Source organism: Parasphingomonas zepuensis (assembly GCF_036663735.1).
Classification (GTDB): domain Bacteria; phylum Pseudomonadota; class Alphaproteobacteria; order Sphingomonadales; family Sphingomonadaceae; genus Sphingomonas.
Genome location: NZ_JAXOJO010000003.1, coordinates 549,961 through 572,240, shown reverse-complemented (window position 1 = coordinate 572,240; position 22,280 = coordinate 549,961). Strand labels below are relative to the sequence as shown.

Below are 22,280 nucleotides of genomic sequence, written 5' to 3'. Positions count from 1 at the left end.
CGCTTGACGAAAGGCGGGGAGGCTTTCACGATACACTTGTGTATCGGGATTGCTCAATAATATGACGAAATATTCCGCCTTCAATGTGCTTCTGCAGGGATTGCGCGGGCAGCGAGGCTGGACGCCGGCCTGGCGCTCGCCCGGACCCAAGCGGCGCTATGACGTCGTCATCATTGGCGGTGGCGGTCACGGCCTGGCCACCGCTTATTATCTCGCCAAGGTCCATGGGGTGCGCAACGTCGCGGTCCTCGAGCGCGGCTGGCTGGGCGGCGGCAACACCGGTCGCAATACCACGGTGATCCGCTCCAACTATTATTATCGTGCCAGCGCCCAGCTCTATGACCTGTCGTTGAAGCTGTACGAGGGGCTGTCGCGAGAGTTGAACTACAACGTCATGTTCAGCCAGCGCGGGATCGTCATCCTGTGTCATAGCCGCCACGACATGGAAGGGGCCGAGCGCTGGGTCGGAGCGATGCAGCTCAACGGCGTCGATGCGGAGATGATCTCCACCGACGAGATCAAGCGCCGCATCCCGGCCCTCGACACTTCCGCCAACGCCCGCTTCCCGGTCTGGGGCGGCTTCATGCAACAGCGCGCGGGGACCGCGCGCCACGACGCCGTCGCTTGGGGATATGCGCGGGCGGCCGATGCGCTTGGCGTCGACATTATTCAAAACTGCGAAGTCCGGGGCTTTCGCAAGACCGAGACGGGCCGGGTGACCGGGGTCGACACCAATTTCGGGGTGATTGAGGCGGGCAAGGTCGCCATGGCTGTGGCGGGTCACTCCTCGATCGTGGCCGAGATGGCGGGCTTTGCACTGCCGGTAACCAGCCACGCCCTGCAGGCGTTCGTGTCAGAGCCCTTAAAGCCGGTGCTCGACACGGTGATGCTGTCCTTGGCCACCGGTCTCTATGTCAGCCAGTCGGACAAGGGCGGGCTGGTGTTCGGCGGGGGGCTCGACCACTATCCCTCCTACGCCCAGCGCGGCAATTCACCGACCATCCGCCAGGTCGCCGGCGCGCTCGCTGAGCAGATGCCTTCGGTCGGGCGGGTGCGCCTGGCCCGCCACTGGGCCGGCATCGTCGATATCGTCCAGGATTCCAGCCCGATCCTCGGCGAGACGCCCGTCCCCGGCCTCTACATCAACTGCGGTTGGGGGACGGGCGGGTTCAAGGCCATCCCAGCGGGCGGCTATCTGCTGGCTCATCACCTCGCCACAGGCCAGGCCCATGAGATTGCCGAGCCCTTCGGGCTTAACCGGTTTTTCACGGGTGCCCTGATCGACGAGGCTGCCGCCTCCGGCATCGCGCACTGAGGGGGCACCATGCTGCTGATCAATTGCCCCTATTGCGGGTCTCGCGACGAGGTCGAGTTCCGCTGCGGCGGTCAGTCTCACATCACCCGGCCGGGCCCGCCCGAGACGGTCTCCGACAAGGAGTGGGGTGACTATCTGTTCACGCGCATCAATCCCAAGGGCGTCCATCTGGAGCGCTGGGTCCACGCGGCCGGATGCCGCCAATGGTTCAACCTCGCGCGCAGCACGGTCACCCACGAGATCCTGGCGGTCTATCGCATGGGTGACGCGGCGCCGGATTTGACGGGATCCATGCAATGAGCGGACGTCGCCTGCCGCTCGGCGGCCGGATCGATCGCACGCGGCGCGTGCGGTTCCACTATGAGGGCCGGATCCTGGAAGGGTTCGCCGGCGATACACTTGCCTCGGCCCTGCTCGCCAGCGGCGTGACGGTCGTTGGCCGGTCGTTCAAATACCATCGGCCGCGCGGGGTTCTGGCCGCGGGCGTCGAAGAACCCTGTGCTTTGATGCAGGTTGGGGTGGCGGGGCGCAGCACCCCCAACCTGCGCGCCACTGAGGTCGAACTCGTCGACGGCCTTCAGGCTCGACCGGTCAATTGCTGGCCGAGCGCGCGGTTCGATGTCGGCGCTATCAACAATGTGATCAGTCGCTTCATCCCGGCCGGCTTCTACTACAAGACCTTCATGTGGCCGGACTGGCACTTGTTCGAGCCGATCATCCGCAAGGCCGCGGGGCTGGGCACAATGTCTAGGGACGCCGATCCGGATCGCTACGAGCACCGTTACGCCCATTGCGACGTGCTTGTGGTGGGGTCTGGGCCGGCCGGACTGGCCGCCGCTCTGGCCGCGACGCGCCAGGGCCGACGGGTCATGCTCTTGGAGCAGGACACCGCGCTGGGCGGGTCGCTGCTGAGCGCCTCGGCGCGCATCGACGGGCTAGACGGTGGCGAATGGTTGGAAGGGGTCAAGGGCGAGCTCGAGGCGGCGGCGGAAACCAAGATCCTGACGCGCACCACGGCGGTTGGCTATTTCGACCACAACAGCGTCAATCTCGTCGAACGCCTGGCCGATCATCCAGGCGCCGGCGCGCCGGAGGTGGTGCTGCGCCAGCGTCTCTGGACCGTTCGGGCCAGCCGGGTGGTGCTGGCAGCCGGCGCGCTCGAGCGTCCGTTGGTCTTCCCGGGCAATGACGCACCCGGCGTCATGCTGGCCTCGGCCGTCCGCCAGTACCTGACCCGATGGGCAGTGCTGCCGGGTGACGCCACGAGCCTGTTCACCAACAACGACAGCGCTTATGGCGTGGCTCATGCGCTGCTTGATGTCGACGCGCAGGTTCCTTGCCTGGTCGACAGCCGCCGGGCCCCGCCGCCTGAGCTGGTCGAGGCTTTGGTCGCGCGCGGCGTCCGGGTTTTCACCGGCGCGGCAATCATCAGGACCCATGGTGCGCATGGGCTGCGCGGCGTCACCGTGCGCACCGAGGACCGCCGCTTGGTGCGCATATCCTGCGAAGTCCTGGCCATGTCCGGCGGCTGGAATCCCACGGTGCATCTGTTCTCCCAGTCGGGCGGCAAGCTGGCCTGGGACGCCAGGATCGCCGCATTCCGGCCGGACGTCTCGGTGCAGGCCGAGGTGTCGGTAGGTGCGGCAGACGGTGAGTTTACCTTGGACGCGGCCTTGGCGGGGGGGTGGAAGGCGGCCGGGGGCGAAGCTGGCGAAGCACCGGTCGCGCTCGACGCGGACCCGGGCTGGAGCATCGAACCGCTCTGGCGGGTCGATGCCGAAGGCAAGGCCTTTGTAGACTTCCAGCATGATGTGACGGCCGGCGACATCGCCCTGGCGCAGCGCGAGGCGTTCGTCTCGGTCGAGCACCTCAAGCGCTACACCACGCTGGGCATGGCGCCCGACCAGGGCAAGACCTCGAACGTCAACGCCCTGGCGATCATGGCGGGACTGACGGGGCAGGGGGTGGCGGAAACCGGCACCACGCGGTTCCGCTTTCCCTATACGCCCCTCAGCCTGGCGGCCCTGGGCGGCCAAACGAGGGGGTCGGTGTTCCGGCCCTCCCGTCGTTTGCCGACCCACGAGCGTCAGGAGGCGGCCGGGGCGGTTTTCGAGGAATATGGCGGCTGGCTACGCCCGGCCTATTATCCCAGGCACGGCGAATCGCCGCACGCGGCCGAACAGCGCGAGGCCCGCGTGGTGCGCGAGGGCGTCGGCCTCTTTGAAGGCTCGCCATTGGGTAAGATCGAGGTTGTCGGCCCCGACGCTGCCGAGTTCCTCGACCGCATCTACGCCAACACCATGTCAACCCTGAAGGTCGGTCGCGCGCGCTATGGCCTGATGCTCAACGAGCTGGGCGTGCTGATCGACGATGGCGTCACGCTGCGCCTCGCCGAGGACCGCTTCCTGGTCGGGACGACCGGCGGCGGCGCCGATCGCATCGCCGCCTGGCTCGAAGAATGGCTTCAGTGCGAGTGGCGGGACCTGAAGGTCCTGGTCGCGCCGATCACGACCGCCTGGGCGGTGCTGACGCTGAGCGGCCCGCGGGCGCGCGAAGTACTCCGTGCGACCGGCGTGGATTTCCCGATCAGCGCAGAGGAATTTCCGCATATGACGTTCAAGGAGGGGCAGGTGGCGGATATCCCGGCCAAGGTTGTCCGCGCCAGCTTCACCGGTGAAGTGACCTATGAGATCAACGTTCCCGCAGACCGCGCCGACGAGTTGTGGGACCGCCTGATAAAGGCCGGCCGGCCTTGCGATATAACGCCGGTCGGCATTGACGCCTGGATGTTGCTGCGCACCGAAAAGGGGTTCATGCACATCGGGGCCGACACCGATGGCGAGACCTCGCCGGTTGATGTCGGCTGGGGACAGGTTCTCAAGCGCACGCACGACTTCGTCGGACGGCGCTCGCTGTCACGGCCGGCCAACACGCGCGAGGATCGTCTGCAGTTCGTTGGCCTCGAGCGGGTGGGGTCCACCGAGGCTTTGCCGATCGGCGCCCATCTGCGCGGACAGAGCCAAGGCGAGGGCAGCGAGGGCTATGTGACCTCGGCGGGCTTCAGCCCGGCGCTGGGGCGCGGCGTCGCCCTGGGCATGGTCAGGCGCGGCCGAGTCCGCCTGGGCGAGGAATTCGACGTCGTCACGGGCGCCGCCAAGGGCACGCGCGTGCGGATCATCCCGCTGGCCGCGTACGACATCGGTGGAGACCGCCTTAATGGCTGACGTGCGCGCGGTCTGGGCCCTCCAGCGGCCGGGCCTTTCCATCACCGAGTCGGCGGTCTCGCTTTCGGTCCTGCGCGTGATGCGCGACGATCTGGACGCGGCGACTGAGCTCGAAGCGGCATTCGGGTTCGCCTGGCCGACCCGGCCCAACACCCTAGTGGAGGCTGGCCTCCGGGTGGCGTGGCTGGCCCCTGGGGAGTGGGCGATCTTCGCGCCAGCGGACCAGGTTCGCGGTCAGGTCGTGGAGGCATGTTCGGGCCGGCTGCACCATCTAGCGGAACTGTCGGCCGGGCGGCGGGCTTGGTGCATCTCGGGGCCGGACGCGCGGGCGCTAATCTCCAAGGGCTGCAGCCTGGACACGCATCCGCAGGTGATGGCCAGGGCCCAATGCGCCCAGACGCTGCTGACGCAGGTCTCCGTTCTGATGCTCGCCGACCCTGCGACGTCCACTTTCGACATCGTGGCCGATGCGAGCTTCGCCGGCCATTTGCGCGACTGGTTCAGCCGGGTCTCGCAGGAGCCTATTGCATGACCGCCGTTCATTACGTGATGCTCGTCAAATGCCCCGACACCCTCGGCGTCGTGGCTGCCGTTTCCGGCTTCCTGGCGGAAAACCGTTGCTCAATCGGGGAATCCCACCAGTTTCTCGACGAGCAGACGGGCCGGTTCTTCATGCGCATCACGTTCGCACCCGAAGCGGCCGAGGAGTTTGACCTGGCGGGCCTGGGCGAGCGCCTGGCTGCCGTCGCGGAGAGGTTCCGGATCGATTTCAGGCTGTTCGATCCGGCGATCCGGCCGCGCGTGCTGATCGCCGTTTCCAGGTTCGGCCACTGCCTGTTCGACCTGCTGCACCGCTGGCGCGCCGGGATCCTGCCGGTCGACATCGTCGGGGTGGTCTCCAACCACGACGCAATGCGCTCGTTCGTCGAGTGGAGCGGGCTGCCCTATTACCATCTGCCCGTCGACAATGCCGACAAGCGGCCGCAAGAGCAGCAATTCCTGAAACTGGCGGCCGACCTGCAGGTCGATCTGGTGGTACTGGCGCGCTACATGCAGATTCTCTCCGAGGAGATGTGCGAGGCGCTGTCGGAGCGCTGTATCAACATCCACCACTCGTTCCTGCCAAGCTTCAAGGGCGCCAGGCCCTATCACCAGGCGCATGCGCGCGGGGTCAAGATCATTGGCGCCACGGCCCATTATGTGACGACCGATCTCGACGAGGGCCCGATCATCGAGCAGGGGGTCGAGCGTGTCAGCCATGCCAGGTCGGCCGATGACCTGGTGACGATCGGCCGGGACATCGAGTGCGCCGTGCTTGCGCGCGCGGTGACCTGGCATGTCGAGCACCGCGTTTGCCTGAATGGCCAACGCACCGTGGTCTTCAGTTGATCGGCTCCAGAGCCGCCCGCCCCAGCGTCGCGCCGTAACCGCGATGACGCTCGGTGGCGTGGCGCAGGCCCAGGCCGTACTTGCCGAAGTCCGCGCGAGGGCCGAATGCCTGCCGCGGCGACTGGGTCTCGCGGTAATCCTGGTTGGGGACGACCCTGCCAGCCATGTCTATGTGCGCAGCAAACTCGAACGCGCGACCGAGGTCGCGTTCGAAAACCAGACCGCGCGGTTTCCGGCCGAGGTCAGTGAAGCCGAGATCCTGGCGCAGGTCGCCACGTTCAACGCCGCGCCGGAGGTGGACGCATTCTGATCCAGCTGCCGCTGCCGGATCACATCAACACCCTGCGGGTGATGGCCGCGATTGACCCGGGCAAGGACGTGGACGGGCTGCGCGCCCTCAACGCCGGCAAGGTCGCCCAGGGCAGCGGCGGCGGCTGACGCCTTGTACGCCGCTGGGGAGGCTCATGCTGCTCAGGTCCGTCACCCGGATCTCCCGGGATGAACGCGGTGGTCCTGGACAGCTCCAACATCGTTGGAAGGCCGATGGCAGCGTTGCTGCTGGCCAAGCGGGCGACCGTCACGGTGTTCAACATCCACACGCGCGACACGCCGTCCCTATGTCGTGGGGCCGATGTGCTAGTCACGGCCGTCGGCAAACCGCATCTGGTCAGGCAGACTGGATCAAGTCGCGCGCCATCGTCATCGACGTCGGCATCAACCGCGTGCTCACGCTCGAGGGCGGGACGCGCCTGGTCGGCGACGTCGACTTCGACGAGGCGCGCAACGGGGCCGGCGCCGTCACGCCCGTGCCCGGCGGAGTCGGGCCGATGACCCTCGCCTGCCTGATGCTGAACACGTTGAGGGCGGCGCAAGCGCGTCAAGGCCGGTGAGACCTCGATCCCGAAGACTAAGGTCGCCGGGTTTAAGAATGCGGCAAGGGGCGCCGATAGCCTCAAGCACTGGTCGTCCCCTTGCCTGGCCGTCAGCACTCAGGTCGCCGAGCCGGCCAGCGTCAGGTCCTAAACCAGCGGCCTGGAAAGATGATGCTCGCCGACCAGACGGCAAGCGCTCAGACTTCCGCCCGCGGGGCCGCTAGGGCCACGCAATGATCACAGCCGATCGAAGGGGTCGATCAGCCCTTACGTCCGTAACAGGCGCGCAGAAAGCTGAACCACGCTGGAATCGTCGCGGTGATGTGACTTTCCAGCGGGAGCAACTCCGCCGAAACCTGCAAGCCCGGCAATGGATTTTGGGAGGTCCTGGCGAGCAATTCGCTTGCACCGCGGGCCGTAAGCCACTGATACAGGCTCGGGTCCGTCCATTCGCGCCCGCCGAGCGTGACGTGGAGCCGCCGGCCCGTATAGTCTTTCTTCGAGGCGACAGCTTCCCGGTACATCTTGAACACCTGGCTTTCTTCCAGAAGTCCCGGACTGCCGGCTCCGATGGATTTGAACAGTTCCGACCGCTTGACGGCGACATAGGCGGCAAACAGGCCGCCATAGGAGTCGCCCCAAAGGCCGACGTCACTCTCGTCGATCCGATAGACCTTGGCCAGAAGGGGGTGGAGCTCGTCCTCCAGGAAGCCTAGGAACTTGTCGCCCGCCGGCTTGTCGAACATCTTCAGATACCGGTCGGCTTCGTCCCGTGGCATCTTTCCGTATTGCACGGAGAGTTCCACCGCTTGGCGCATGACCTCCGGAACCGGTTCATCGGGCGGAAGCAAATCGCGGACGCGCAGCCAGGTCCACGCTTGGCTCTCTTCCTTCGAATATCCGACGGAGACGAGAATGAACGGGCGCTGGGGCGAAATGGGGTCGCTTGTTCCGGCGTGGTGAAACGGCGCCGTCGAGGGGAAGAAGAGGTTCCCATCGACCTGGTAGACGACCGGAAACGTCTGGGATTCGTCGGCGTCATACTGCGCCGGTGGCGTAACCCATGCCGCGAAGCGGACCCCGGCGATCTTTGAATCCAGTTCAAAATAGCGAGTAGAGGGAAAGAGCGCGCCAAAGGAAGGTTCGAGCTCGGTGAGTTCGACCGAACTCGACGCTTTGGCTTCGGCGGCTTTTTTGTTCGACAAAGCGGACTCGTGATTGGCGATGTTTTCCATGGAAGTCCTTCTGCATTTTACGTTGGTGCGCAGATATTCGAAAGCTGGGGATGCTTGATCTCGGGCGACCGAGATCGTCCCTAGAACATCGTGCTGACCGCGAAGACGAAGGTGCGCGGGCGCGTCAGATAGGCGTATGACGGAGACCCGGTCACATAGCTCGAGACCGTCACACGGTTGGTGACGTTCTCCACACGGAATTGGACATGATAGTCGTGCAGCTTGAGCCCGGCGCGCAGATCGATGGTCGTGTTGCTCGGTAGCCGGACGTTGGGGTCGGTCAGGCTACCCGGGAAGGACGTGACCCGATCCGACTGATATCGGATTGTCGCGCCCAACTGTCCTTGCGTGTCCCCACCAAGTGGAACCTGCTGATCGAGATTGGCGGACGCCGTCCAGCGCGGTGTCTGGGGAATCCTGTCACCGGCGGCTGCGCCCGCGATGGCGGTCACACCGGGGTCGACCTGGGTCAGTCGCGAATTGGTGTAAGCCAGATTGGCCGTGGCGGCGAGGAGAAGCGTGGGCCGTGCGGTGATCTGAGCTTCGAACCCGTCCACCTGGGCCTTGCCGGCGTTGGCGAGCAGCTGCGAGTTGTTGAAAAGGGTGTAGAGCTGGATGTCATTCCAGTCGATATGATAGGCGGAAGCCTCGAAGCTGAGCCTTCTATCAAACGCATCGCCCTTGATACCGATCTCATAGTTCCAGACGGTGTCGGGATTGATCTGGGTCTGACCGCCGGGCGGCACGATCGCCGCGACCTGCGGGCCGCCGGGCCGGTAGCCGCTCGCCGCGCGGACGAAAACACTGAGGTTCGAGGCTGGCCGCCAGCGCAACGTCGCCAACTGTGTGAGATGGCCGTCCCTCGCATGAACCGTTGGAAGTTGCACCGGCCCGCCCAGAAAGGCGGTGTAATAAACGCCACTATAACTGAGATCGAAATCTTCTTTGTTGTGAGAATAGCGCAGCCCGCCCGTGATATCGAGATTGTCCGTAAGGTAGACAGTGGCGTTGCCGAAGCCCGAAAATTCTTCGTATGTGTCCCTGACGGGCGTTGAGATGATCGTACCCAAAGGCGCCGCCAGGTTGCTATTGGTCGCCATGTTTCTGGCCACGACCTCGGTCGGCGACATCATGTGTTCATGGGTGTAGAAGCCCCCGACGACGAACTCGATTGTTCCCAGTTTCTTGGACACGAAGCGAAGTTCGGCAGTCTTCTTCTCCATGTGGACCCTGGATTCGATGGCGACCCCCGTGCCCGTCGGATACGCGAAGCCCGCTGACGCGAATATCGGAAGGTAGGATGCGTAGGTCGTGTTCGCGTCGGTCTGCAGTTTGAGCTCGCTTTTGAGGTACGCGCCGGTGGTGATGATCTGGCCGACATCGGTTTCATACTGCCCGGTGATTGACGCCAAACGGTACCGCACCAGGGTCGGCGCATCGAAGAAATTGTTGAATTTCCGTGTGCCGATATCCGGCGTGAGGGTTCCGGCCACGGTCGTCTGAAGCGCGGGGCCGCGCGTATCGATGTCTTGCATCTGGCCGACCACGTCGACGGAAAGCCGCGTATTCGGCGTCCAGCGCAGAGCGAGCCGCCCGCCTTTGTAGTCGCTGCTATTGACGTTGTCGGAGCCGGTGCCGACATTGTCCACGAACCCGGGCGCTCGCCGATAGAAGCCGGTGGCGCGCAGGGCCAGCCGGTCGGTCACCAGGGGCGCGTTGATCGTGGCGCTGGCCGAATATCCGAAGCCGCCGCTGTCGATCGCGGCCATCTCGGCCCGAGCGCTGCCCGAAAATCCGGTCACGTCGGGCTTTTTCGAAACGAGGCGGATCACCCCGCCGAGGCTCGAAGCGCCGTAGAGCGTGCCTTGTGGTCCCTTCAGAACCTCGATGCGTTCGATGTCGGTCAGTTCTGGATCCGGCGCGATGAAGGCGCCTCCGCCATTCGCCGAACTCGCCGTGAACGGCACTTCGTCGATATAGTAGACGGTTGTGGCGGACTGTTGCAGCGTCCCAGTCGTGAGGCCGCGGATGAAAATCTTGCCATAGCCTGGGGCTGAACCTTCCTGCACCGTCAGGCCCGGCGTCAATGTCGCGTAGTCGCGGACCGATCTTATGCCGAGATTGCCGAGGGTCTCGCCGGTCATAACCGTGATCGCGGAGGGAACATCGCGCAGCTTTTGATCGCGCTTGCTCGCGGTCACGACGATGTCATCGACACCCACGCTCTCCGTCGACTTTGCAACTTCGGGTGAGGCGGCCGTCTGTGCTGCTGCATTAGTCGCGCCGAGGCCGAAGGCCAGCATACTCGCCGACATGCAGTAGACCGATTTGTTCAGAGTGCGCATCGCATCCCCCTTTTTCCGTTGGCATCGTTCCGTGCTGGCAGTATGTCTTCTTGTCGGGACCGACTTGCGAGCTGGCCAACAGAAGCACTAGCCCAGTGGGTGACGAGGTGGCTTTCTCTCGCCGCCAAAAAAACTTCGAGCGCCGCTAAAACGACAGCCGATGGCGGCGGCAGGTTCAGTTTGCGATCAACAGGTGACCATCGATTGCAACGTCTATGCGAACGCATGGCGTCGATAGGGATCGTCAGTAATTCGTGCAGCGCTGTCAGCGCCTGCGGGCGGGCGCTCCCGGTCGTTGCAATTTGCGCCCCTGCAGCCTTATCTGCCGGCCGAGTCGCCATCCAGGGAGCGAAGATGTCAGCCGAGTTCGAGGCGCAACGAACAGATGCGTCGCAGGCTGCTGACGAAGAAGTCGGCGGTCACGCCCTGGCGATCATCAGCATCCTCTATAATCGCGTCGTCACCGGCGCGGCCCCGTCGGTGCGCAGGCACCTGGGACTGAGCCTGACCGAAGCCAGGATCGTCTTCTTCCTCGGCGCCAGCGGGGCGATCACGGCGAACCAGCTTGCCCGGGACTTCGGCCTCGACAAGGCGGCGATCAGCCGCTGCATCAACCGTCTGATCGAAATGGGGTTAGTCGTGTCGGTGCGGGACCGGCGGCATGCTGGGCGCAACCGATTGTCGTTGACCGACGCCGGACAGACGTCCTGCGACGCGGTGGCCCACTTCACCTTCGCGCGGGAGAGGCATTTGCTCAGTGTCCTCAGCGCCAAGGAGCAGCGAATTTTCCTCGAAAGTCTGCGAAAGATCCTGACAATGGTCGATTCGACCAACAATTTGGTCGAGGAGGGCCATTTCTGGCCTCGATCCTGAAAGGATCGGGCTCGGCGACCTCGGCCGGGCGCCTGAGGGGCGGGAACATCTGTCGGCCGGCACACCTTGCGCTCGCTCCGCGAGCGGGGGGCTCCGGCCAACTCAGGTGGCTGGCCCCTGCGTCAGATTCTTTCAACTGATCCAGGAGGTGATCGCCTGCAGGTGTTACGCAGGCGGCTGACTGGCTTTGCGGCGAACTTTACTGGGCGTTGCGCCGAAATGCCGTTGGAACGCTACCGAGAAGCTGGAGGGACGATGATAGCCTACGGCATAGGCGATCTGGATAATTTGATCGTTGCCTTCCCGAAGGAGAGTCAGCGCCTGCTCCATACGGAGATCTCGAATATACTCGTAAACCGATTGGCCGACTATCTGACGAAACCCGTTGCACAGGGCGCTGCGGCTCAATCCGACTTCAGCCGCGAGTTTCTCAAGGGAGGGTGGGTTAGCGAAGTGCTCCGCGAGGAAGAACTGGGCCTTCAAGACGCTTCGCGCCATATGCCGGCTCGATTCACCCGACCGAAGGAACTCGCTCTGGTCAAAGGCATCAAGGGCCTGGCAGATGATCTCCAACGCCTTCGATTGCAGGAACAGCCGGCGTAGACGTCCTTCCAACGAGCAGGCGTGGACATCTTCCAGGCATCGCAACATGACTCCGCTCAAGGGCAAGGCGCGACCTGAGGTCTGCGAAAGCTCACCTGCTAAAAATGCTTGCAACGTCGCGGGCAGTTCGTGGGCACTGCCTCCATAGAGCGTCTTGAGTACTTCTCGGTGCAAGATGATATATATGTATCGCGTGCAACCGTCGAAGGTGATTTCGGCGGGAGCCGTGCCGGCCGGCTCGATAATAAGCACCGTGCTAGGCGCCTCGAAGCTAATGGGCTGGCTGTCGGCCGGAACATATTCGCCGTCGCCGCTGCACGCGAGGTAAATATGTAAACTGTCTGGAGAGTCGAAATATACTGACCGCGGTGTATAATATTCCGAGTCGACGGACATGATGAAAAAGCCATCAAGAATGCCACAGAACTCGTAGCTGCCCGCCGCGTATGGTTCGTTCACGTGCGCGCGGTAATGGCTGTTGCCGTGTAGCACAAAGTCATCGGCCAGTTGCCGACCATACGCGCTTATATCGAGAGCGTAGTCCTCGACGGCGTATCGCACGGAGACCAGTGCGGCATCCTTCGCCAGCGGCGGAAAGCGGCGCGGCGGTGCGGTGCGAGCCGGCGCAGTAAATGTATCACTCCGACCGTTGCTGTTGGAGGCAATCGTCATACGTAAGGTGTGAGCACGGCCAAGCCCTCCGTCAAGGCAGCAGATGGGCTTTCACGCGGGACGCGTCAGCTCGTGCGCTCAGTGCACTCTGGCCGGGGAGGGAGAGGTGCTATGTTGTTCGGCCGCGGCACCACTCATTGCCGGTGTCCCGACAGCACACTGACCGGTTTTCAGCGGGTCGACTTCTCCAGAAGATCGGCGCAACCGGCTTTGGTCGCCCAGTACACCCACGCTCGCTGGAGCTCGGGCGCATTGGGTGACACGTCGGCGATGTTCCGAATCTCCCCTTCGGAAAGGGTGACGACGGGTCCGAGCTTCAGCGCCTCCGTCAGCACCAGGGCATTCAGACGTAGGTAGATCGCCATGCGGAGCACCTCGATGAGGCTACGTCCCGCTGCCGTGAAACCGTGACCTCGCATCAGTACGACATGCTCCTTATCGAGCATCGTGGCGAGATCCGCCCCTATCGCGATGTCGCTTACAAGGAGGTTGGTATCTCCAAAATGCGCGCGGCTGTCCCAGACGGGCACGCGCGACCCGACGACGCCGGCATTCTGGATGACGGGCTGGAGGGGAGTCTTCGAGATCGTAAATGGCAGCACCTCCGCCGCGTGCGCATGGATGATGGCACTAACGTCTGGGCGGGCGGCGTAGATCGCCGCATGAATGAATCTCTCGATGTAAAAGGGCGACCTCTCCGGCATCACAGCTGTGCCGTCCAAGTTGAACTCGACAATGTCGCCCGCCTCGACGAGTTCCGGGCTCCTCGATCTCGATAACAGGAATCGGTCCGCGTTAGTCGGATGCCGCATACTGACGTGGCCGTAGGCGTCGACGACCTCCTGGTTTGCCAGTATCCGGTTCGCGATCACGACATCGAGGATGGCCCGCTCTAATGTGGGAGTGGGAACTGGAGCGACTGTGGCCGCCACCAGCACTCTCGGGATGAATCCTACCGCCACCACGGACAGAGCTGAAGCGATCGCGCCCCTCCTGCTGACTATCCCCATCTGCGCCCGCTCCATAAAGTTAAGAGACACTACTTCACCGCCTTCAGTTGTACGATCGCGTCTCGGCGGCCCTGCTCGTTCGCCATCCCCGCATAAGGTAGCTTGTTGCGCGGCAAGGAGTGCTGCGCCGCGCGGAGAAAGCGATCAAGCGCAGCATCGTTCCAGACGATTCCGGCGCCCTTCATCGCGGGCGAGGATCCATACCCCTTAGCGGCGTCCGGCTTACGGCCAAACATGCCCAGCAGGGTTGGACCTACGCCAGCAGACCCCTCTATCGAATGGCAGACGCACTGAGCGGTGAACTGACCGCCCGTCTGTACGCTGGCCGGCGGTTGGACAGCAAGCGCGGGGGTAGCGATCGCTGGGCAGAGGCTCCCAGCTAGCGATAAATATCTCATCATCTCTCCTCCTCCGGCAATGTGCCACGCATGCCTAATATCGTCAATATATTGACGTTATGGAGCGCGGACAGACGCTCGAGGAGTTCCAGGCGAGTCGTAACGCCCCTGGCCCTCTATTCAGTCGTCAGCACCTTGGGCGAGACCTGAACCGACAGGCCTGGCGCACAGAAGCAGTCGATGAAATACGGTCCAGAATAATATCAATGTATTGACGATATTTGGCTTCTGTGCGACCTTTCATCACCGACGGAACCGATATCGCCGGGGATGGAGAGACATGAAAAACGCCAAGCATCTCGGTCGTCGCAGCTTCCTCAAGGCTTCAGTGCTGGCAAGTGTTGCGGCGCCCGCGATGCCCGCTCTCGCACAAGGTCAAGGCGAGCCCGCTCCGAGGAAGGCGGTACCGCCGGGTACGGCGGCCGCAATCGCCGAGAACGGCGCTGTTCCGCAAGCCGACGACGAACCGCACCTGATCCACCGCCCAGGGTCGGACTTCATGGTCGATCTGCTCAAGGCGACCGACACGCGCTATGTTGCTGCGATGGCGGGCTCGACCTTCCGCGGTCTCCACGAGTCCATCGTCAACTATGGGGGTAATCGGGCGCCTGAATTGATCGTCTGCGTGCATGAGGAGATTTCAGCCGGAATCGCGCATGGTTATGCCAAGGTCGCCAACCAGCCGATGGCGTGCCTGGTGCATAGCACGGTCGGGCTCCTTCATGCTTCGATGGCGATCTATAACGCTTGGTGCGACCGCGCACCGATGATGGTGATAGCGGGCAATAGCCTCGACGCCACGAAGCGGCGTCCCGGTGTAGAATGGGTGCACTCGGCCCAGGATCTGGGCGCACTGGTCCGCGAATACGTCAAATATGATGACACCCCCGTCAGTCTCCAGCACTATGCGGAATCCTACATGCGCGCGCACGAACTCTCGATGACGCCGCCCTATGAGCCGGTCATGATCGTGGCTGACTCCGAGCTCCAGGAAGAGGACATCGGGGAAGCCACGCCGCTAAAGATTCCTGCACGTGCCCCGGTGTCGCCGCCGGCTGCAGCGCCTGAAGCGATTGAACGCGCCGCGAGCATCCTTCTCGCCGCATCGGCACCCTTGATCGTCGCCGACCGGGCAGCGCGCTCGCAGCGGGGCATGGACCTGATCGTTGAACTGGCGACGCTTCTGAACGCTCCAGTGATAGATCGCGCGGGCCGGCTGAACATGCCGACCACGCACTATCTGTGTCAGACAAGCCTCCAGAACACGCTCGTGCGCCAAGCCGACGCGATCCTCGGTCTCGAGCTGACTGACCTCTGGGGCACTATCAACACCGTGCCAGATGTCATCGGCCGCCCCTCCCGACGGATCGCGAAGGTTGACGCGAAGGTGATCGGGATTAGCGCCAACTACGGTCATATGAGATCCGTAGTGCAGGACGCTCAGCGGTATTTCGCGGCGGATCTGGCGATTGACGCGGATGCGGAGGCGAGCCTGCCGTCCCTGGTGGCCGCCGTTCGCCGGCAGGCGTCGCCGGAGCAGCTGGCCACGATCGGAGGTCGGACGGACAAGCTCCACGCGGCCTACGCGGCGATGCGCGCGGACGATGCAGCGGCCGCAGCGATTGGCTGGGACGCCTCTCCGATCAGCACCGCGCGGCTGTCGATGGAGATCTGGGAGCAGATCAGCGGGCTCGACTGGGGACTTGTCTCCAACCACGCGTTCGTCAGTTCATGGCCCCAGCGGCTATGGCACTTCACGAAGTACCACCAGTATATCGGTGGCGAAGGGGGCTACGGCGTCGGATACGGCGCACCAGCCGCAGTCGGTGCAGCGCTCGCCCACCGCGACGCCGGCCGCATCGCGGTCGCCATCCAGTGCGACGGCGACCTCATGGTGCTCCCCGGCGCGCTCTGGACCGCGGCTCACCACCGGATCCCTCTGCTGATGGTAATGCACAATAACCGGTCCTGGCATCAGGAGACGATGCACCTCAAGCGCATGGCGGGACGGCGCGATCGGGATCCCTACTCTTGGGCGGTAGGGACGATGATGACCGATCCCGAGATCGATTTTGCCCAGATCGCCAGGGGCATGGGTGTCCATGCCGAAGGGCCCATTTCGAAGCCGGACCAACTCCGGGGCGCCCTCCAACGAGCACTCGACGTGGTGAAGAGCGGTCGTCCGGCGCTTCTCGACACCCTCACGCAGATGAGGTGATCCGTGCGCATTCCACTCCTTGTCGCCCCAACCATCGTGCTTTCCGTGGCAATCGTCCTCAGTCCGAGCGGCGCGCGCACCAGCGACCAGTCCAACGCACAGCTGACCGCTCCCTATGAGACGGCCGATCCGGGGCAGCGGCTCTACGTCCGTCAGGGCTGCTACCAGTGCCACGGGTTAGTGGGCCAGGGATCGATCCTGTCCGGGCCACCGCTCGCTCCGCTGCGGCTGGATCAATCCTCCTTCCGCCGATACGTCCGGAATCCGAAGGGGGCGATGCCACCCTACACGGCTTGGGCGCTCCCCGAAGCCGACCTCGGTCGGATCGAGCGCTTCGTCCGATCGCTCCAGGTCGGCCGTCCCTACACCGGCGTGCCCGCGCTGGCGAAGGCCGCTGCCTCGGGAGCGCGGCCGATGACGGCGAAAACCGCGGCGGACGGTGAGGCTCTCTACCAGCGGAACTGCGCCGTGTGTCATGGAGCCGCACGGGAGGGGGGCGTAGCGCCGAGCCTGATCGACGAGGGCAAGAAGCGCGATGTGGCGGCGATAGCCGCGCTGATCCTCGATCCTCCCAAAGGCATGCCCAGGCTGAGCCCCGATCCTTTATCCAAGGGAGAGGTGGATGCGGTCGCCGGCTTTCTGGCGACGCCGCAATGAATCTCCGAAAATAACGACAATATATTGATCATCAACATATTGACGATACTAAAGTCGGCAGATAACAGGGCGGCGGCCGCTCGAAGACGGTGGCAGCATTAGGGGAGAGGCAATGAGGAAGATCCTTCGTCCGATAGGCGTATCGGCAATCGCGATAAGCTGCGCGATCAGCGCATCCGCCAATGCCCAACTGGTCGATCCGCCAGTACCCGCGGGCACGCCGGAGGCGCAGCAGTCCGCCGACACAGGCCTGGCTGACATCGTCGTCATGGCGCGCAAGACGTCCGAGAACGCACAGCGCGCACCCGCCTCGATCGTGGCGGTCGGTGGAGAGGAGCTTCAGACGCGCGGTATTACGGACGCGATTTCGCTGGGCAAGATTCTCCCGAGCGCCAATCTGCGTACGCAGGGGCCGGTCACGCAGGTGTTTATCCGCGGAATCGGCACGCGCAGCGACCTTCCCAACTTTCAGGCGGCCTCGGCGCTGCTCTTCAATGGCGTGATCATCCAGCGCTACGGCACTTTCGGCCTCACCTACGACCTGGACCGCGTGGAATCCATCGCCGGCCCTCAAGGCACACTGTACGGCGGATCGGCGGCTGGCGGCGCGATCAACCTGTATTCGCAGGTCCCCAAGGGCGATTTTTCGGGGAACGTGCAGGCATCATACGGAAACTACAATTCCGTAGAGGTGACCGGCGGTCAGAACCTCGCTGTCTCGGATGCGCTGAGTTTCCGCGTCGCCGGTATCTACAAGCGCCGTGACTCCTTCTACGGCAACGGATTGGCCGCGCAGGATAACTGGAGTGGTCGTATCTCGGCGCTGATCAAGCCAACCGAGGGGTTGCGGGCCTATGTATTCTACCAGCACGGCCATGACACGGGCGAGCCGATCACCAACTTGGTCACAAACCCGCCGGCAGATCCGGACCATCCGTTTCGGCTGCCAGCTGTCGGAGCCGCAGGCAATCCGCTGAACGGCCGCGAAAACTACCAGGACAACCGCAATGACATCATGGGAGCGAACGTAACACTTGATGTCGGCGGCAGCACTTTCACCTACGTTCCAGCCTATGTCGACTTCAAGGCGGAGTACCTTTATTTCAGTGGCTCGACAGGCAACAAGCTCTACGTCTTCGACCGCGAGCGCCAGTTGTCGCAGGAGCTTCGCTGGGACGGCAGTGTTGGGCCGGTCAAGCTCACTGCCGGTCTGTTCTATCTGCGCAACAAGACTGATTTTACGGACAGCCAATACCGCTACACGTCCCCCACGGCGTTCACGCGCGTGCTGCTCAACCTGACGGATCAGACGAATACCAGCTACGCGGCCTTCGCGCAGGCGGTCGTGTCAGTCACCGACGCGCTGCGGCTGACAGCCGGCGCGCGTTACTCGCGCGACAAGATCGAGGCGACGGGCACCGGTGCCGCAGGCGTTCGGATCGCGTTCGACCGCGCCCAGTCGCGGCCAGACTACAAGCTCGGCATCGACTATGACCTGGCCGACCGCGTGCTGGTCTACGCCAATCTCCAGTCCGGCTATATCGGGTTCGGCTACAATCCCGACGTCGGGCCGACGGCAGGCAACCCGATGAACCCGGTCGTTCCGGAATCGAAGCTCACCGCGATCTCCGCTGGCGTAAAGTCGCGATTCCTCGACAATCGGCTGGAACTCAACGTCGAGGCTTTCCATTACCTCTACAAGAACTTCCAGGCGATCCAGTTTGTCAGCGCGACCGGGCTGTCGACGGTGCTCAACGCCGACAAATCGACGATCTACGGCGTCGATATCAATCTGCGCGCCCGCATCACGCCCACCTTGTCGATCAATGGCGCAATCGTGCTCCAGCACGCCCGGTACGATGATTTCGCTGGCGTCGGTTACAACTTCAGCGGCAACCAGATGATCAACGCGCCCGATGTAAATCTGCAGGCGGGGATAGAGAAACGGTTCGAACTTCCGGGTGGCGCGACGATCACCGGGCGCGTCGACACGCAATATGAGGATGGCCACTACGGCGCGTTCAACAACCTCCCGACCCAACGGCAGGATGCGTTCCATCGCACCGACGCGTCGCTGGCTTTCGCGCCCAGTGGTGACCGTTGGAACATCCAGTTCTATGTCCGCAACATAGAGGACTCGACCGTGTTCACTACCATCAACGGGGGGTCGGCCACAGCTGCCGCGAGCGGGGGCCTTGAGCCGCCGCGGACCTTCGGTGGACGACTCTCCGTCAAGTGGTGAAAACCCCGCCCGATAGAATCTGAATTGCGACTCGGCAGGGGCCCCTCAGGTCTCCTGCCGTTCCGCTTTCCGGATGCCACCGCCGACGTCGCCGGCGATTGCGCGTTGACACGCCGCACCGTGCAATATAATCAATACATTGATTAGTTTGGGCCGCCCGCGAGGCGGCGGGAGAGGCTATGATGACCACGAACGACCCTCACAAACCGTCTGCCTACGATGGCTATTACCGCAAGCAGGTCGCAGCGCCCGATATGATGCTGTGCGGCGTCGGACGCGGCACCCCTGGTGGCGAATACCTGCGGCGCTTCTGGCACCCGGTCGCGTATGTCAGCGAACTAGGCGAGCTCCCCCTACGGGTGCGTGCGCTCGGCGAGGACCTGGTCGCCTTCAAGGACGGCGGCGGTGAGGTCGGTGTGCTCCATCTCCATTGCTGCCATCGCAATACCTCGCTCGAATTCGGCATCGTCGAGAAGCGTGGCATCCGCTGCTGCTATCATGGACGGCTGTTCGCTCCGAACGGGACGCTGCTCGACATACCGGGCGACCCGAATGCTGAGCGCCTGAAGTGCGAGGTGACGCAGGGCGGATATCCCGTCCGCGTCTTCGCGGGCATCGCCTTCGTCTACATGGGTCCGCCCGAACGCATTCCAGCCTTTCCAATGCTGGATCGCTTTGACATCCCCGGCGTCGAACTGGTTCCCGGCGAGCGCCTCGAGCTCGAGTGCAACTGGGTGCAGATCAAGGAGAATGTCGTCGATCCCCACCACACCAACATTCTCCACGTCATACCGCAAAAGCGTGGTGTGGAGCACTTCGCCGACGAGTTCGAACACTTCCCCGAACTGACCTTCATGGAAACACCCGCAGGCGCCATGTACCTCGCCGCCCGCCGCTCCAGCGACAACATCTGGGTCCGCTCGGCCGAATTCTACGGCCCGAACATCCACTGCATCAGTTCAATCTTCGAGGCGGGTTCTTCACCGAAGGACGCAACACCGCCGTTCATGACATTCTGGACGCTGCCGGTCGATGACGACAAGAGCATCAACTTCTACGTCAGTCACGTCGCCGCCGAGGAGACGATGCCGTTCGAGAAGCGGCGCGAGCTCGAGGTGTTCGGGCAACGCGACGACCGGCCCTACGCTGATCGCCAGTGGTTGCCCGGCGACCATGAGGCTCAGGTCGGACAGGGCCCGATCAACATCATCGCGCTGGAGCATCTGGGCACGCACGATCGCGGGATCGTCATGTTTCGTCGTTACGTGCGTCAGGGCATCAAGGCCGTCGCAGAGGGCAGGGACCCGAAGGGGTTCTATCTGACCGAGAGCGAGCTGCCACCGACATTCTCCAACGACCGCATATTGCCGGCGGACTCAATCCTTGGATCGCCCGACGATCCGGCCATACTGGTAAACATCGCTGAACAGGTTGGCCGTGACTACCTGCGGAGCCCGCCGATGCCGACGCTCAAGGCGATGCGAAGCGCCAAGATCGAGGCGCTGGCATGAGCGTTATGGGGACTGACGGCGATTGGGTGCCGACGCTACGAATGGAGGATGTTGATTCCGAATTTCCGTCGATGGTCACCGTTGGCGACGTGGAGATGGTCTTGTGCCGGTCAGACGACGGTTTCTTCGCACTCGGCAACATCTGTTCACACGCCTATGCGCGGCTCTCGGACGGTCACACCGAGGGCAACCAGGTCTTCTGTCCGCTCCACATGGGCAGTTTCGACATCCGCACGGGGGAGGCGGTCGCCTCCCCGTGCTACGAGCCCATCGCCACATATCCGACCAAGGTTGATGGTGGGATTGTATTCGTCTGTCCGGCAGCCAACCCGCCGAAGGGTTAATATGCCGGGCCAATCTGGCCATCACTCGCAGGCTAGGCGCGGACCTTGGTTGACACCATCTTCTCCCGACCCGTAACGCTCGGGGACAATCGCACCCGATTGGGCTGGAGTCCGCAATAGCAATGAGTCTGAAGCTTTCGGAAATTACCGGATACAGCTCGTCCTACGATGTGCTCGGCTACCTGCTGAGGCTCATGTCCTCGATCTGGCACCGCCAACTCAACGCTGAACTCTCCAAGATTGACCTCACCGAAATGCAATTCGTCCTGATGATCGGTCTCGGCTGGTTGCTGGAGTCGAACGTGAAGGGCGTGACCCAGCGCGAGCTCGCTGACGCCTGCGGCATCAGCACGGCGCTAGCCTCGCAAGTGATGAAACCGCTCACCAAGAAGGGCCTCGTCGATGTCGCAAGCCACGCCAGCGACGCGCGCGCTCGCGTCGTCAGTCTGAGCTCCCAGGGCGAGGAGAAGTTGAAGGAGGCGGCAGCCATCCTGCGCCGCGCCGACGAGCAGTTTCGCGCGGACAATCCGAAGGTATTCGACAAGCTGTTCACGGCCTTGCGCGAAGCCGTCGACGTCAAGACGAGCATAGCCGGTGGCCACCCGGAGGATCTTGGAGCCATGCCCCGCTAGAGCTGGGTCATCCGCTGAGCATATCCTCGCAGCCCGCCCGCTTGGCCCAGTATCGCCAGGCCCGCTGCACCTCCGGCGCTCCTGGGTCGATGCCGCCGATCTGCTCGATCTCACCCTCGCTAAGGTAGGTCACCTCGCCAAGCGCGAGCGCCTTCCCAAGCACCGCTGCGTTGACACGCAAATAGACGCAGATGCGGATCGCCTCGACCAGCGACCGGGCCACGGCGCTGAAGCCATGACCGCGCATCAGCACGACCTTGTTGACGCCGAGCCGCTCCGCCAGATCTCGAGCTTGCGCCATGTCAGCCACAAGCATGTTCGTGTCGTCAAAGCGGTCGCGAATGTCCCAGCATGGAATCTCGTGTCCGATCACGCCCGCGCTGTGAATGACGGCACGGAGTGGTGTCGATGTGACCGTATAGGGGAGGACGTCGGTGGCGTGGCTATGGACCACCGCTAGGACTTCGGGCCGAGCCGCGTAGATCGCGGCATGGATGAAACGCTCGACATACGGTGGACGTGGATCCGTTCCGGCCACCAGACCGTCGAGATCGAATTCGAGAATGTCATCGACATCTACCAGCGCCGGACTGCAGGAACGTGACAGCAGGAACCGGTCAGGGCGGAGGGGGCTGCGGATGCTGACATGGCCATAAGCATCCGTCACACCCTCCCTCGCGAGGATGCGGTTCGCGACCACCAGTTGGTTCTTAGCGTTGTCGATATCTTTCATGCTGTCT

Annotated in this window: 18 protein-coding genes and 1 pseudogene; 13 read left to right on the top strand and 6 right to left on the bottom strand. The window is 63.5% G+C overall.

The genetic code is table 11. From position 1 onward, the window contains the following. Positions 1-61 precede the first annotated feature (61 nt). The 6 genes and pseudogenes from U1769_RS14075 to U1769_RS14050 all read left to right on the top strand — a co-directional run bounded on the left by U1769_RS14075 (position 62) and on the right by U1769_RS14050 (position 6,818). Complete coding sequence (locus tag U1769_RS14075) at positions 62-1,315, top strand: sarcosine oxidase subunit beta family protein (RefSeq protein WP_332717050.1); 1,254 nt, start codon at positions 62-64, stop codon at positions 1,313-1,315. Between the two features lie 9 nt (positions 1,316-1,324). Next, positions 1,325-1,615 (top strand): sarcosine oxidase subunit delta, encoded by a 291-nt coding sequence (locus U1769_RS14070; RefSeq protein WP_332717048.1) that lies wholly within the window; start codon positions 1,325-1,327, stop codon positions 1,613-1,615. Next, positions 1,612-4,539 carry a sarcosine oxidase subunit alpha family protein gene (locus tag U1769_RS14065; RefSeq protein WP_332717045.1) on the top strand — a complete coding sequence of 976 codons (2,928 nt, stop codon included), beginning with the start codon at positions 1,612-1,614 and terminating at the stop codon, positions 4,537-4,539. The genes U1769_RS14070 and U1769_RS14065 overlap by 4 nt, the downstream gene beginning before the upstream one ends. After that, the gene (locus U1769_RS14060; protein ID WP_332717042.1) at positions 4,532-5,071 is read left to right on the top strand and encodes a sarcosine oxidase subunit gamma; all 540 of its coding nucleotides are present in this window, start codon (positions 4,532-4,534) and stop codon (positions 5,069-5,071) included. Before U1769_RS14065 ends, U1769_RS14060 begins: the two co-directional genes overlap by 8 nt. Continuing rightward, positions 5,068-5,928 (top strand): formyltetrahydrofolate deformylase, encoded by an 861-nt coding sequence (gene purU / locus U1769_RS14055; protein ID WP_332717039.1) that lies wholly within the window; start codon positions 5,068-5,070, stop codon positions 5,926-5,928. The genes U1769_RS14060 and purU overlap by 4 nt, the downstream gene beginning before the upstream one ends. 43 nt (positions 5,929-5,971) lie before the next feature. Further along, a pseudogene (locus U1769_RS14050) lies at positions 5,972-6,818 on the top strand (bifunctional 5,10-methylenetetrahydrofolate dehydrogenase/5,10-methenyltetrahydrofolate cyclohydrolase). Positions 6,819-7,060: 242 nt separating this feature from the next. Here U1769_RS14050 and U1769_RS14045 read toward each other — a convergent pair. After that, on the bottom strand, positions 7,061-8,035 hold the full coding sequence (locus U1769_RS14045) for an alpha/beta hydrolase (RefSeq protein WP_332717036.1): 975 nt from the start codon (positions 8,033-8,035) through the stop codon (positions 7,061-7,063). Between the two features lie 80 nt (positions 8,036-8,115). Continuing rightward, positions 8,116-10,380: a TonB-dependent receptor gene (locus U1769_RS14040; protein ID WP_332717033.1), complete on the bottom strand. Its 2,265-nt coding sequence runs from the start codon at positions 10,378-10,380 to the stop codon at positions 8,116-8,118. Between the two features lie 354 nt (positions 10,381-10,734). On the opposite strand from U1769_RS14040, the gene U1769_RS14035 reads away from it, so the two are divergent. Further along, entirely contained in the window at positions 10,735-11,253 is a 519-nt protein-coding gene (locus tag U1769_RS14035; protein WP_332717030.1) for a MarR family winged helix-turn-helix transcriptional regulator, read from the top strand. A 165-nt stretch (positions 11,254-11,418) separates the two neighbouring features. Here U1769_RS14035 and U1769_RS14030 read toward each other — a convergent pair whose 3' ends face one another. From U1769_RS14030 to U1769_RS14020, 3 genes are all read right to left on the bottom strand, one after another. Further along, on the bottom strand, positions 11,419-12,528 hold the full coding sequence (locus tag U1769_RS14030; RefSeq protein ID WP_332717027.1) for a helix-turn-helix transcriptional regulator: 1,110 nt from the start codon (positions 12,526-12,528) through the stop codon (positions 11,419-11,421). A gap of 170 nt (positions 12,529-12,698) precedes the next feature. Next, a complete protein-coding gene (locus tag U1769_RS14025; RefSeq protein WP_332717025.1) occupies positions 12,699-13,538 on the bottom strand; it encodes a class II aldolase/adducin family protein in 840 nt (279 codons plus the stop codon). Between the two features lie 29 nt (positions 13,539-13,567). Next, positions 13,568-13,723, bottom strand: coding sequence for a c-type cytochrome (locus tag U1769_RS14020; protein ID WP_332717022.1), 156 nt, complete (start codon positions 13,721-13,723; stop codon positions 13,568-13,570). Between the two features lie 493 nt (positions 13,724-14,216). Between U1769_RS14020 and U1769_RS14015 the strand changes: the two genes are divergently transcribed. The 6 genes from U1769_RS14015 (at position 14,217) to U1769_RS13990 (ending at position 21,540) form a co-directional block, all read left to right on the top strand. After that, positions 14,217-16,154 (top strand): thiamine pyrophosphate-dependent enzyme, encoded by a 1,938-nt coding sequence (locus U1769_RS14015; protein ID WP_332717019.1) that lies wholly within the window; start codon positions 14,217-14,219, stop codon positions 16,152-16,154. Positions 16,155-16,199: 45 nt separating this feature from the next. Next, positions 16,200-16,811: a c-type cytochrome gene (locus U1769_RS14010; RefSeq protein ID WP_332717016.1), complete on the top strand. Its 612-nt coding sequence runs from the start codon at positions 16,200-16,202 to the stop codon at positions 16,809-16,811. Positions 16,812-16,923: 112 nt separating this feature from the next. Beyond that, positions 16,924-19,053, top strand: coding sequence for a TonB-dependent receptor (locus U1769_RS14005; RefSeq protein ID WP_332717013.1), 2,130 nt, complete (start codon positions 16,924-16,926; stop codon positions 19,051-19,053). 182 nt (positions 19,054-19,235) lie between these two features. Then, on the top strand, positions 19,236-20,564 hold the full coding sequence (locus tag U1769_RS14000) for a Rieske 2Fe-2S domain-containing protein (RefSeq protein WP_332717010.1): 1,329 nt from the start codon (positions 19,236-19,238) through the stop codon (positions 20,562-20,564). After that, the gene (locus U1769_RS13995) at positions 20,561-20,908 is read left to right on the top strand and encodes a non-heme iron oxygenase ferredoxin subunit (protein ID WP_332717008.1); all 348 of its coding nucleotides are present in this window, start codon (positions 20,561-20,563) and stop codon (positions 20,906-20,908) included. The genes U1769_RS14000 and U1769_RS13995 overlap by 4 nt, the downstream gene beginning before the upstream one ends. Positions 20,909-21,030: 122 nt before the next feature. Further along, positions 21,031-21,540, top strand: a complete 510-nt coding sequence (locus tag U1769_RS13990) for a MarR family winged helix-turn-helix transcriptional regulator (RefSeq protein WP_332717005.1) — start codon at positions 21,031-21,033, stop codon at positions 21,538-21,540. Between the two features lie 7 nt (positions 21,541-21,547). Here the strand turns inward: U1769_RS13990 and U1769_RS13985 are convergent, their stop codons facing one another. Continuing rightward, positions 21,548-22,273: a class II aldolase/adducin family protein gene (locus tag U1769_RS13985; RefSeq protein WP_332717003.1), complete on the bottom strand. Its 726-nt coding sequence runs from the start codon at positions 22,271-22,273 to the stop codon at positions 21,548-21,550. Positions 22,274-22,280 lie beyond the last annotated feature (7 nt).